This window comes from Amycolatopsis sp. NPDC051372, from assembly GCF_040682095.1.
Taxonomy (GTDB): domain Bacteria; phylum Actinomycetota; class Actinomycetes; order Mycobacteriales; family Pseudonocardiaceae; genus Amycolatopsis.
The window spans coordinates 1-10,669 of sequence record NZ_JBFBAF010000076.1 but is presented as its reverse complement, the minus strand read 5'-3'; the positions used below and the strand labels follow the sequence as shown (position 1 = coordinate 10,669).

General features: G+C 67.3%; 11 protein-coding genes. 10 read left to right on the top strand and 1 reads right to left on the bottom strand.

Translation table 11 applies throughout. The features are described 5' to 3' along the window. Nucleotides 1–209: 209 nt before the first annotated feature. From AB0M56_RS50055 to AB0M56_RS50030, 6 genes are all read left to right on the top strand, one after another. Nucleotides 210–1,187, top strand: a complete 978-nt coding sequence (locus AB0M56_RS50055; RefSeq protein ID WP_364190606.1) for a hypothetical protein — start codon at nt 210–212, stop codon at nt 1,185–1,187. Between the two features lie 242 nt (nt 1,188–1,429). Beyond that, a complete protein-coding gene (locus AB0M56_RS50050; protein ID WP_364190609.1) occupies nt 1,430–1,678 on the top strand; it encodes a hypothetical protein in 249 nt (82 codons plus the stop codon). Between the two features lie 642 nt (nt 1,679–2,320). After that, entirely contained in the window at nt 2,321–3,589 is a 1,269-nt protein-coding gene (locus AB0M56_RS50045) for a hypothetical protein (protein ID WP_364190604.1), read from the top strand. Continuing rightward, the gene (locus AB0M56_RS50040; protein ID WP_364190601.1) at nt 3,586–4,755 is read left to right on the top strand and encodes a PrgI family protein; all 1,170 of its coding nucleotides are present in this window, start codon (nt 3,586–3,588) and stop codon (nt 4,753–4,755) included. The genes AB0M56_RS50045 and AB0M56_RS50040 overlap by 4 nt, the downstream gene beginning before the upstream one ends. Continuing rightward, a complete protein-coding gene (locus tag AB0M56_RS50035; RefSeq protein ID WP_364190599.1) occupies nt 4,752–6,644 on the top strand; it encodes a DUF87 domain-containing protein in 1,893 nt (630 codons plus the stop codon). The genes AB0M56_RS50040 and AB0M56_RS50035 overlap by 4 nt, the downstream gene beginning before the upstream one ends. Nucleotides 6,645–6,691: 47 nt before the next feature. Continuing rightward, nucleotides 6,692–7,456, top strand: a complete 765-nt coding sequence (locus AB0M56_RS50030) for a hypothetical protein (RefSeq protein WP_364190596.1) — start codon at nt 6,692–6,694, stop codon at nt 7,454–7,456. Here the strand turns inward: AB0M56_RS50030 and AB0M56_RS50025 are convergent. Then, nucleotides 7,453–8,094 (bottom strand): TetR family transcriptional regulator C-terminal domain-containing protein, encoded by a 642-nt coding sequence (locus AB0M56_RS50025; RefSeq protein ID WP_364190594.1) that lies wholly within the window; start codon nt 8,092–8,094, stop codon nt 7,453–7,455. The two genes, AB0M56_RS50030 and AB0M56_RS50025, sit on opposite strands and share 4 nt — an antisense overlap. Before the next feature lie 108 nt (nt 8,095–8,202). Between AB0M56_RS50025 and AB0M56_RS50020 the strand changes: the two genes are divergently transcribed. The 4 genes from AB0M56_RS50020 (at nt 8,203) to AB0M56_RS50005 (ending at nt 10,578) form a co-directional block, all read left to right on the top strand. Continuing rightward, complete coding sequence (locus tag AB0M56_RS50020; protein WP_364190591.1) at nt 8,203–8,736, top strand: carboxymuconolactone decarboxylase family protein; 534 nt, start codon at nt 8,203–8,205, stop codon at nt 8,734–8,736. A gap of 137 nt (nt 8,737–8,873) precedes the next feature. Next, nucleotides 8,874–9,524, top strand: coding sequence for a nitroreductase family protein (locus tag AB0M56_RS50015; protein ID WP_364190588.1), 651 nt, complete (start codon nt 8,874–8,876; stop codon nt 9,522–9,524). Nucleotides 9,525–9,778: 254 nt separating this feature from the next. Beyond that, nucleotides 9,779–10,060: a hypothetical protein gene (locus tag AB0M56_RS50010; RefSeq protein ID WP_364190586.1), complete on the top strand. Its 282-nt coding sequence runs from the start codon at nt 9,779–9,781 to the stop codon at nt 10,058–10,060. 311 nt (nt 10,061–10,371) lie between these two features. Then, the gene (locus AB0M56_RS50005; RefSeq protein WP_364190584.1) at nt 10,372–10,578 is read left to right on the top strand and encodes a hypothetical protein; all 207 of its coding nucleotides are present in this window, start codon (nt 10,372–10,374) and stop codon (nt 10,576–10,578) included. Nucleotides 10,579–10,669: the final 91 nt, after the last annotated feature.

The window sequence follows — 10,669 nt, the reverse complement described above, 5'->3', positions numbered from 1 at the left end:
GGAACGAACGCTGCCACCCCTTCATCTGGACCAAAACCGCCGACGAGATCCTCAAGAAGTCCAACCGTCAGACCACTTCAAACACAGACCACTAGAGACGAATTAGCACTTCTTTAGATAAAATCAAGTAAGTACGTGGTAATTCACTGGTATCCGTCAATGTTTCCTTGTCTCGTTTTTGTACGAACGACGGCGCAGGGAGTCGGTAAATGCCAGCAAAAAGCAATCTTCGATCGGGTGGCGACGAGTCGCCGCAGAACTCTTTGGACATTGCCCGCGACACCTTTGCCTGGCTAGTCACCGGGCCGCACCCGGTGTCGCTGAACGGCAGGCTCTTCGACGGGCTGCCGGACCGCGACGTCCCACTCGATGAGGTGCGCGACTGCTTGCTCGCGCGCCGGTGCCCGCAGGCCACGCGAGACGCGGTCTGGGCACATCTCGTGTTGCGTTCGCGGTCGGAAGGAGCGACCTGGACGGTGGCCGCGGTGGGCATGGCGTTGCCCGCCTTGACGGCTGTCGCGGCCAAGTTGTCCGCGCGGTTCGCCGGTGATCCGGCGGACGTGCACGCCGAGATCCTCCACGGCTTCCTCGCCGCCTTGACGACCATCGACCTGTGCCGGCCGCGGATCATGCTCCGCCTCCGGTGGGCGGCGTACCGGTCAGGATACGACGCGCTCAACGAGGCCCTCGCCGGTCCGACTCCGGTCGCGCCCGGGTTCCGCTCCGCCGCGCCGAACCCGCCGTGGGGCCATCCAGATCTTGTCCTCGCGCGTGCGGTTGCGGACGGGGTCCTGACCCAGACCGACGCCGCGCTGATCGGAGCGACTCGGCTCGAAGGCATGCCGGTGGCGGAGTGGGCGGAAGTCCACCAGGCCACCTCCTGGGCGGTGTACAAGGCCCGCAAACGGGCCGAGCTCCGGCTGGCCGACTATCTCCGCGACGGCGCTGCGGATGCGGACCAGACCGACTCCGTCGCGAACCAGGCTGCTGCGCGGATCTCGAAGGCGAACCGAGCTGCTTCCGATCACGGGACAGCAGGTCGATCACATTCCGTAGCCGACGGTGGGGCGTCGCCGGAGCGGTCGAGTCGAGGTTCGGTGTCCAAGATCGAACCGGAATCCGGAGTTCAGGGCTGCGGGACGAACCCGCCCTCGACCCGATCTTCGGAGGTGCCGCCATGCGCCTGATCGACCGTTCTCCAGCGCGCCCCAGCAACTCGCCCGGCGCAGGCGTCAAGGCCAGCCGGCCGCACTCCAGCTTCCGCTGGCCGCGCCTGCCGAAGTCCGCAGAGGAACCGCACGACACCGCGAGTGATCAGATGTCTAGGTCCGTTAGGCATCGGCGACACCGCGTTCGCAAGATCCTGCTCACGGCCGAGCTGGTCGCTCTCGCACTGGCGTTGACGGCCTCCGGCGCGCACGCCGACACGATGGTCGTCGCGCTCGCCGCCTCGGTCACCGACGTGATCAACAACATTCGCAACTGGCTGATGGGGATCCTTGCGGGCTTGGCGACGGTCTTCCTGACGATCGGCGGTGTCCGCTACGTCGTGGGTGGCGGAGATCCCGGCGAAGTGGAGAAGGCCAAGACCGCGTTCAAGTCCGCGGGGTGGGGCTACGGGCTGGCCGCGCTCGCACCGCTGGTCGTCGAGATCCTCAAGGGAATTGTGGGGGCCTGAGCGATGGCCGGTCCCACCACCACGTACGCCGTCGGCGGGCGGCCCGGGCGACGGCACCGTCGGCGTCGGCGCCTGTGCTGGACACTGGCGCTGAGTTCGGTGCTGCTCGTGGCTGGGATCGTCGCCGCGAGCGCGTCACCGAGGACGGCGCAGCAACAACCGGCCCCGCCGCCACTTCCGGTTCCGACCAACGACTCCTGCACGCCGGACACTCCGATCGCTGTGTGCCAGTTGCCCGGGAGCGCCGCGGCGAAACCCGTGCCCCCGCCGGCTCCACCGCCTCCACCGACGGCGGCGCCGACGCCGTGTACCGGGCAGGACTGCATTCCGCAGCCGACCACAACATCGCCGCCGGACGACTCGCCACAGCCCGGTGACGGGCCGGACGACGCCGACTCCGACTGCGGGGTGACGGACGTAGGGGCCTGCATCAGCGACGCGCTCAACAGCATCTTCAGCAGCATCGTCGACTCCGCGCTCACCCCGATCCTGGACATGATCGGGAACACTGCGCTCTCCACGCCGGAGATTAGCGACCTGCCCGGCATCGGCGAGATGTGGAACCACTCGTGGGGTCTGGTCATCGCGGCGTACGGCCTGATCATCCTGATCGGCGGCATCGTGGTGATGAGCCACGAGAGCGTGCAGACCCGCTACACGATCAAGGAGATCGGGCCCCGGATCCCGGTGGCGTTCGTCGCGTCAGCGCTGTCGTTGTTCTTCGTCGACAAGTTGATTCAGCTCGCCAACGCGCTGACTCTGGCGATCCTCGACGGTGGCGTTGCGCCCCCGACGATGGCATCAACCGTCCAGGACGCCATCCACAGCCTGCAGTCGGGCGGGCTGTTCTTCATCCTGGTCGCGCTCGTCCTCATCGTCGCAGGACTGGCCCTGTTGCTGGTCTACGTGGTCCGGCTCGTCATCACCATTCTCTTGATCGTCAGCGGGCCGCTGTTCCTGATGTGCCACGCGCTGCCGCACACCGACGGGATCGCACGCTGGTGGTGGAAGGCGACCGCCGCGACGTTGGCCATTCAGGTCGCGCAGGCGTTGGTGCTGATCACAGCGGTGCGCACCGTCTTGTCCGGCGGGTCGCAGTTGCTGGGTTCCTCCGCGCTGCCGGCACTGGGCACGACCTTGGCCGCGGTCGCGCTGTTCTTCGTGCTGTTCAAGATCCCGTTCTGGCTGCTCAATGCGGCCAACGTCGGGACCGGCCGGTCCTTCCTGGGCAGCTTGGTTCGTACCGCGGTGGCGGCGAAAGCCTTCGGCCTCATCGCGCGCAAGACCGGTCTTCGCGGCATGCCCAACGTCACCCGCACGCGAAACCAACCCGCCCGCAGGGACGCGCCCGGCAACCCAACGGGTCCGCCGCGCCCGCGGCCCTCCAGTCCGGAGATGGTCAACAAGCGGCTCAAGGCCGCCTTCGACGCCGAACGTGCACAAGCAGCTCGACGAGCCCGTGTGCCGTCGCAAGCTCCGCGGTTTCTGCAGCCTTCACCCCAGGAATCCGTCCACGATCCGGCAGTCACTCCGCCGGTTCCAGCGCAGACGGTTCCGGAGTTCATCTCGCCATCAGCACCGGAGACTCCGATGTCGCGGCCCCGTCGCGGCCCGCGCCCGGGGTCGGCACCGACGTTCCGCAAAGCCGGTGCGCCACCGCGGCGCGGCCGCACACGAACGGCCGGTCGAGCAATCCGCACCGCTGCAGTGCCACCGCAGCTGAAGTTCCAGTCAGCGGTAGCACCGGAATCGTCTCCTCGCCCGACCAAGTCGCCCACCGCACCTGCGAGTCCAGTGTTTCGGCCGGCCCAGCCCGAGCCTCGCCTCGGCGACGCCGCGAAGCGCACACACGCCGCGCCCCCGCCGCTGTTCCGTCCGCCCGCTCGGCTTCAAGGAGGTGATCGGAAGTGAGTCAGCCCGTCCGTATTCCGTCCGACGTGGACCGCGAAGATCGTGTGATCGGCCCCCTGACCGCGCGCCAGCTGCTCATCCTCGCCGGCACCGGGATCGTGCTCTACGGCGGCTACGAGGTCACCCGCGCGTTCGTGCCGCTCGCGGTGTTCGCCATCGTCGCCGTCCCGTTCGCGGTGGTCGCCGCGTTCCTCGCGCTCAGCCAGCGCGACGGCATCACGCTCGACCGGCTGGTGCTGGCCGCGCTGCGGCAGCGGATGAGTCCGCAACACCGGGTCACCGCACCGGAAGGGGTTCGTCCGGCTCCCGAATGGCTCGGCGGCGCGGTGACCGCAGGTGGCGTGGATTCGGCGGAGTCGGCGGTATCGCCGGCCGCTCTGCGGCTCCCGGCTGAAGCCGTGACGGAGACCGGTGTGATCGATCTCGGCAAGGACGGCGTTGCCGCGGTGGCTGTGTGCTCCACGGTCAACTTCGGCCTGCGCACGCCGGCCGAGCAGGAGTCGCTCGTGACCTCGTTCGGCCGATACCTGCATTCGCTGACCGCACCGGTCCAGGTTCTCGTGCGCGCCGAGCGGCTCGACCTTTCCGCGCAGATCGAGGAGCTTCGTGCGCAGGCGGGTGGCCTGCCGCATCCCGCGCTGGAGCAGGCAGCGCGCGAGCACGCGGAGTACCTCGAACAGCTCGGCCGCGCTACCGATCTCCTGCGGCGACAGGTGCTGCTGGTGCTGCGCGAACCGCTTGCGGCCGGCCCGGCTGACGGACTCGGCGGCGTGTCACCCCTAGCCGCACTGTCGGCCAAGCGAAAGGCCGGCAAGCCGGCTGCCGCAGTCGACCATGCCGTTCGCCGCGCCGCCGAGACACGGCTGATCCGGCGGCTCGGCGAAGCCGCCGAGTTGCTCTCGCCGTCGGGAATCGTGGTCACTCCGCTCGACGCCGGCCAGGCCACCGCGGTGCTCGCCGCGGCGTGCAACCCCGACAGCCTGATCCCGCCGAACGCCGGACTCGCCGGAGCCGACGAGGTGATCACCACGCCCGAAGACGACACCTGGGACCCGGCCGCGTTCGGCCACGCCGCCTTCGCCGAGAACCAGTTCACCGGTGCCGACGACGCGTGGGACGACGAGTTCGACGAGGACTTCGACGATGCCGAGAGGACGAGCCGATGAACGCCACCACGAAACGCCGCCGCCGGAACGTTGCTCACGGCGCGCAGGCGCTCGGGCGAGCGAGCGCTTTCACACCGGACGCGATCTCGGTTCGTCCACGTTCGCTGGAAGTCGGCGGCGAATGGGTCGCGTCCTTCGCCGTCACCGGCTACCCGCGCGAGGTGCACAACGGGTGGCTGCAGCCCCTGCTGACCTACCCCGGCCGCGTTGACGTCTCGCTGCACATCGAGCCGATCGACCCCGTGACCGCGGCCACCCGGCTCAAGAAACAGCTGTCCAAGCTGGAGTCCGGCCGACGGCACACCAGCGAGAACGGTCGGCTGATCGACCCGCTGGTCGAGGCGGCCACCGAAGACGCCTACGACCTGTCGGCGCGCGTTGCGCGGGGCGAGGGCAAGCTCTACCGGCTCGGGCTCTACCTGACCGTGCACGCCTCGACCGAGGAGACGCTCGGCGAGGAGGTGGCTGCTGTCCGCTCGCTGGCGGCGTCACTGCTTCTGGACTGCAAGCCGACCACGTATCGCAGCCTGCAGGGCTGGATCACGAGCCTGCCCATGGCCCTCGACCTGGTCGGCATGCGCCGGATATTCGACACCTCAGCGCTGAGCGCGGCGTACCCGTTCACGAGCCCGGACCTGCCGCCACCGGACCCGACCTCGGTCGGCGCGCCGAACGGCGTGCTCTACGGCTTCAACGTCGGCAGCCAAGGCCTCGTACACCACGACCGGTTCGCCCTCGACAACCACAACTCGGTGATTCTCGGACGATCCGGCGCCGGCAAGAGCTACCTCGTCAAGCTCGAACTCCTGCGATCGCTCTACCGCGGGATCGAAGTCCACGTCATCGACCCCGAAGACGAATACGCCCGCCTGGCCGCCGCCGTCGGAGGCACCTACGTCCACCTCGGCGCCGACCAAGTCCGGCTCAACCCGATGGACCTGCCCATCCACACCCGCCCCGACGGCCGCCGCACCGCGCCCCGCGACGCGCTCATCCGCAGGTGCCTGTTCCTGCACACCGTGATGACCGTGCTGCTGGGCAGCGAGCTCTCGGCGATCGAACGCGTCGCACTCGACCGCTCAGCCATCGCCACGTACCAGTGCGCCGGCATCACCTCCGACCCCCGAACCTGGACACGCCCGGCACCGCTGCTGGCCGACCTCGCCGAAGTCCTCGCCGGCAGCGACGACCCGGCCGGCGTCGAACTGGCCGCGCGGCTGCAGCCCTACATCGGAGGCGCGTTCGCCGGCCTGTTCTCCGGGCCTACGTCCGTGCGACCGGAAGGCCACCTGGTGGTGTTCTCCCTGCGCGGTCTCGCCGACGAGCTCAAGCCGATCGGCACCCTGCTGACGCTCGACACCGTCTGGCGCCAGGTGTCCAACCCCGCGATCCGCAGGCGCCGGCTGGTCGTGGTCGACGAGGCCTGGATGCTCATGAAAGAACGCGCCGGCGCGGACTTCCTGCTCCGGGCGTCCAAGACGTTCCAGAAGGAGGAAGCCGGGCTCACCGTAGCTTCCCAGGACCCGGCCGACTTCCTCAGCTCCGACGCCGGTAAAGCCGTCGTTTCGAACTCCGCCACCCAGATCCTCCTGCGCCAAGCCCCGCAAGCGATCGACGACGTCGTGCGCGCGTTCAACCTCTCCGCGGGCGAGCGCGAGTTCCTGGTCTCGGCCGACCGCGGGCAAGGCCTGCTCAGCACCGGAACACAGCGGGTCGCGTTCCAGGCTATCGCCTCACCCGTCGAGCACCGCCTGGTTACCTCCGACCCAGCGGAAATCGCCGAGTACCAGGAAGTCTCGGCGGCGATCGCGGAGTCCTTCGTTGAGCTTGGCGACGCCGAGCCGGGAGAAGACGACGAGGACCCTCAGATCGAACTGGACGCCACGTAAGTCTCTCGCCGCGCGCTTCGCCTCGAACCATCCACAGGGGAATCCACATGTGCACAAAGCTGTCCACTTCAGACTCTCGCCCGGCTCGGCTGCTCACCCAGAACAGGGAAATGCGTCAGATCGGCGTGTGGAACTGGTCGCTGCCGGCCTGGGCGGGCCACCTTCCCGACGGCCGCACCTACAACACCTGCCCGAGCGCCGGAGTCTGCGCGCAGGCGTGCTACGCGCGCAACGGCACCTACACCTGGCCGGTCGTACTCGCCAAACACCAGGCGAACCTCGCCTACGTCCTGGACGACCTTGCCGGCTGGCGAAACGCGATGGTCGCCGAGCTCAGCGCACAGAAGTTCTGCGGCGCGTGGATCCGCATTCACGACTCGGGCGACTTCTTCTCCGATCAATACTTGCGCGCGTGGCTGGACGTGTGCCGCGAGCGCGCCGGTACGAACTTTTACGCCTATACCAATGAGGCGATCGCCTCCGGCCTACGCCGGTGTTTTCGGGCTGCAGGACCAGGTCCCAGTGCGGGCACGACCGGGAGATCGGCCAGGCCGAGCCCCCGCTCCGCTTGGCCCAGCAGCACCGTCGCGGCGGCTGCCGATGGCCATGATCTCGGTTTCGACGTAGTCGCCGACGTTGGCGATGGCGTCGATGACCACGGTGATCTCGATGCTGTCGGGGTGACGGGACGTGGTGCGGGTTTTGCGGACTCGGCACAACCAGACCATGCCGAGTACGTCGAGCATTGCGTTCGCGGCCTGGGCCTGCTCGGCGCCGGAGAGGACCGAGTGCTCGGTCACCGCGCTCGCTAGCTGGCGGCGTCGGGCGGCGTCGCGAAGGTCTCGACGTAGTCGACTGCGGCGTATAGGGCGTTTCGCAGCGGCGTGATGTCCCGGGCGATCTGGGCGAGGAGCATGCCACCCTGATACGCGGCGAGCAGCGCGTGCGCGAGCCGGGTGGGGTCGGCCGCCGCGTCGAGGCGGCCGAGGCGCTGCATCCGCTCGAGTCCGTCGCGGAAGATGTCCCGCCACTGCTCGAACGTGGCGGCGAGCTGCCGGTGAACGTCGAGGTCGGTCTTGACGATCTCGCTCGCGAGCGATCCGAGGCTGCACCCGTCCTGGAATGGACGGCCGTGGGCGACGTAAAAGTCCGCCCACTCCCGGAACGCCTCGATGGTGTCGAAGCCGTCGAACTTCTCGCTGCGGTGGAAGGCGAGGACACCGCGGGCCTGCCAGTCGATGACCGCCAAGACGAGGCTCTCCTTGTTCGGGAAGTAGTGGTTGAGCTGGGAGCCACTCACCCCCGCGACGCGGCGAAGCTGCTCGTTGTTCGCCGCGTGAACGCCTTTGGCGTAGATGAGATCGGCCGCGTGCTCGAGGATGCGGGCGCGCGTCGCCTGCCCCTTGCCGGTGAGCTTGTGGGTCTGCCGAGGTCCCGGGTCCGTCTCCATGGTCTCCACCCTACCAAAAATTGGGCTTGACAGCCCATTCTTTGATGGTGTTCACTTCTAGAAGTGGGCTGAACAGCCCAGAATGACACTGTTCGGAGGATCACCACCATGTCTCGTCTCGCCACGCCCGAGCTCACTGACATCGATGCCAAGACGCAGGGCACGCTTGACACCATCGCCAAGCAGTTCGGATTCGCTCCGGGCATGTTCACCGCGCTCGCCGCCAACCCGACCGTCCTCGAGATCGTGATGGGCCTGCAGGGCAGTATTGCGAAGCTCCTCGATGCGAAGACCCGCCACACGATCGCGTTGGCCACGTCCCACTCCAACGACTGCGACTACTGCTCGGCGCTGCACGGATACATTTCGGCGAACCTCGGGGGCATGTCCACCGAGGAGATCGAGCTGGCCCGTAAGGGCGGCTCCACCGATCCCAAGCGTGCCGCCGTCGCTCGCTTCTCCCAGCAGGTGATCGAGACCCGTGGTCAGGTGGGCGACGAGGACATTGCTGCGGTCCGCGAGGCCGGGTACACGGACCCCGAGATCCAGGCGATCGTCACCGTCGTGGTCGTCACGCTGCTCACGAACTACCTCAACAACGTCAACGACACCACCGTCGACATCCCGGGTGCGGGCGCGTGACCAGCGAGATCGTGACCGAGTCAACCGTCACACAGGGTCACCCCGATGACAGCACGTTCACCACGCACTGACTGACCCCAACGAGCCGAAACCCGCACCTTTACCCGATCTCTGCGTCAATGAAACGAAGGCCGAGCATGGACCTCGAGAATCTGATCACCAAGCACCTCACCCGCTACTTCGACCCGAACAAGAAGATCCCGGAGGAGACCTTCGAGCTTCTGCTGCGCTACCTGCGCACCTCGCCGACGACGATCAACATCCAGCCGATCCACTTCTTTGTGCTGGAGACACAGGCCGGCAAGGACAAGCTCGCGGACGCTCTCGTCGGCCGCTTCGAGGACAACCAGGAGAAGGTCCGCAACGCCTCGCACGCGATCGTGTTCACAACCCGCAAGACGATTCCCGGCGAGCACTTGGAGGAGATCTTCGCGAAGGAGCGCGCGGACGGTCGCTTCGCGGACCCGGAGACCCAGTCGGGATGGGAGGCTGGAGCGGCCGGCTTCGTGAAGATCCAGTCGGAGAACTATGGCGGCGACGTGCTGCACTGGCTGGAGAAGAACACCTATCTCGTGGTCGGCGCGACCATGATGGCCGCCGCTTCTCTCGGAGTCGACGCCACCCCGTTCGAAGGATTCGACCGTGCAGCGATCGACGAAGCGTTCGGCCTCACCGATACCGACTTCACCACGACGCTGCTTATGGCGCTCGGATATCCGGACGAAACGCGCGTTTCCCGCCAGCCGGTCTCGCGCTTCGAAGCCGAGAAGATCTTCACCCGCATGTGACGAACCGAGCGGGTGCGCGATCGGGCGCCGGCTCGGTTCGGGATCACGCGTGGCTCCCCAGGCCATCGATATCCGCCCGTTTTTTCCCGAGTACTACGGCAACCCCCACGCGGGCGGCCACGCCGCGGCTCTGCCCCGCGCGGGTGCGGGCATCATCGAGGCTCTCGGCTCCGGACTGCCGCGTGCAACCTCCAGAACCTTTCAACCCGGGGGTGTTGGTGGCTTCTCAATCTGGGGCTGACGAGCTCCGCAGCATGGGCGCAATGATCTCACGTCTTGATTCAGTCGATGACAATTTGACGGTCTACGTCTCTTTCGGGGAAGTGATCTCGCCGGACTCGCCGATCGAGCTGGTAGACGAAGAAACCGACGCCCCGTCGGAGGGGATGACGTACCTGCTTGAGGTCAACCTCGTGAAGGATGTCGTAACGGTATGGAGGGAATGGCGAGGTGGGCGAAACCCCGATCTTCGGCAAGCCTGTGAAGCCGTTGCCTACTACGCCTCTCATGACGCCTTCCAGCCAGTCGACTGGTGACCCAGACATCGCATCCACATCGTTCCGCAATAGTAGCGAAACCTGTTGGGAGAGAAGACGTCTGTGATGGTCCCGAACGGTCCACAGCAGACCGGCCAGCCCGCCACCGGTGAGGCCGGTTCCCGCGCGACCTCGCGGGCCCGGCTGGCCGAGCACGCCGACTTGATCGGTGCCGCGGCGGCGCAGCTGCGCGCTGCGGTGGCCGAAGCGCTGGCCGTGCCCGACCCCGAGCCACTCGTGTTGGCGCTGGAGGGCCCGCCACCCCATGGCGGAATCCGCGGGGCTTCGGCTTCGATCGGAGGTGGTACCGGATGTCCGATGACGACGACAACGTCGACGACGACACCAAAAGAAGGAAAAGCCCGACCCTGGCGAAGCTGATGACTTCCCGGATCGAGCTGTTCCTGCTGATGCTCACCGCAGTGGACAAGGTAACGAGCCTGATCCGCCACTGTGGATGGGCAACTAAGGTCGGCGGCCGCTTCCTTGTTGGAGCAAGGAGGCGGCCCGCCGCTTAGTACTGCAACGACAGATCGTGATGTGCCGACTGGGCGTGTCGGTTATGGTCCGTTTCGACGGTCGTGTAGTTGATCTTGCGTGTTGGAGATG

Excerpts from the sequence above, each read along its gene's own strand:
- AB0M56_RS50025 (WP_364190594.1), bottom strand. The coding sequence starts at position 8,094 with ATGGAGACGGACCCGGGACCTCGGCAGACCCACAAGCTCACCGGCAAG.
- AB0M56_RS50010 (WP_364190586.1), top strand. The coding sequence starts at position 9,779 with ATGGGCGCAATGATCTCACGTCTTGATTCAGTCGATGACAATTTGACG.
- AB0M56_RS50005 (WP_364190584.1), top strand. The coding sequence starts at position 10,372 with ATGTCCGATGACGACGACAACGTCGACGACGACACCAAAAGAAGGAAA.
- AB0M56_RS50020 (WP_364190591.1), top strand. The coding sequence starts at position 8,203 with ATGTCTCGTCTCGCCACGCCCGAGCTCACTGACATCGATGCCAAGACG.
- AB0M56_RS50050 (WP_364190609.1), top strand. The coding sequence starts at position 1,430 with ATGGTCGTCGCGCTCGCCGCCTCGGTCACCGACGTGATCAACAACATT.
- AB0M56_RS50035 (WP_364190599.1), top strand. The coding sequence starts at position 4,752 with ATGAACGCCACCACGAAACGCCGCCGCCGGAACGTTGCTCACGGCGCG.
- AB0M56_RS50015 (WP_364190588.1), top strand. The coding sequence starts at position 8,874 with ATGGACCTCGAGAATCTGATCACCAAGCACCTCACCCGCTACTTCGAC.
- AB0M56_RS50030 (WP_364190596.1), top strand. The coding sequence starts at position 6,692 with ATGTGCACAAAGCTGTCCACTTCAGACTCTCGCCCGGCTCGGCTGCTC.
- AB0M56_RS50055 (WP_364190606.1), top strand. The coding sequence starts at position 210 with ATGCCAGCAAAAAGCAATCTTCGATCGGGTGGCGACGAGTCGCCGCAG.